Source organism: Oleiphilus sp. HI0066 (genome assembly GCF_001635725.1).
Window position 1 is genome coordinate 1 of sequence record NZ_LWFH01000524.1, and the last position, 926, is coordinate 926.

Sequence of the window (926 nt, forward strand, 5' to 3'; positions counted from 1 at the left end):
GGCAATATCTGTATGTGTGTGCACGACCTTGAAAGATTTGTAGTTGTTACCGAACTTGGGGCTTTGCTCATACAAAACCTGCATTTGTGGGGCTTGGCAGGCTGATATGAGAACAGCGAGCGCTATAAGTAAACCTGATTGATTGAGTTTAGTTAGCATCGGTAAATCCCTTCAATGATCATTCATTAAAAACTATAACACTGCAAATGCATGTTTGTAATTCAATAAGTTAAGCGATTGCATCACGTTTTATGTATAAGCTAACCGGACTTATCTCATCATCAAACGTTTCGCTAGTCTGGCTAGATTCGCTCTATCTACACCAAGCTGTTTTGCTGTCTTTGACCAGTTGTTATCGTTTCTTGAAAGAGCTTCTTTAATTAGCTTGCGCTGAAACTCTTGGGTTTGTTCTTATAGTGTCGTGCCCTCAGTGCCTTAATCAGTATTGTGAGAGTCCGTTTCGTTCGAGATTACGATTGTTCTATTGAACGCGCTATTAGTTTGCTCAGTGCTGATCGGGATGCTGCGCTCGTTAAGGTAAAGGACTTGTTTGTCGTTTGAGCGACTTTGTTCCGTTACAAGGATTCGCGCCACCATATTTTCAAGCTCTCGCACGTTTCCAGGCGACGCATATTCATTCAGTATTTGCATTGCTTGATCTGAATACCGGACTTCATCAATGCCAATTTTGCTTTTCCATTGCTTCGTAAAGAACTCAATAAGCAATGGGATATCACCATGGCGTTCTCTAAGAGCTGGGGATTGAACAGGGAAGACGTTCAAACGATGGTATAAGTCTTCCCTAAAGCGGCCTTTAGCTACTTCATCTGAAAGGTTGCGATTGGTTGCCGCAATGACTCGGCAGTTTACGCGTATGCTGGTTTTAGAGCCGAGGCGTTGAATTTCTCCTTGCTGCAGTGCTCGCA

General features: G+C 43.1%; 1 protein-coding gene and 1 pseudogene. Both read right to left on the reverse strand.

Going from position 1 to position 926, the window contains the following annotated elements:
* Nucleotides 1-270: 270 nt before the first annotated feature.
* Nucleotides 271-387 (reverse strand): annotated as a pseudogene (locus tag A3738_RS32560) (helix-turn-helix domain-containing protein); the annotation flags it as partial.
* A 48-nt stretch (nucleotides 388-435) separates the two neighbouring features.
* A partial coding sequence (locus tag A3738_RS07190) for a sigma 54-interacting transcriptional regulator (protein WP_197473667.1) occupies nucleotides 436-926 on the reverse strand: 491 nt, incomplete at its 5' end.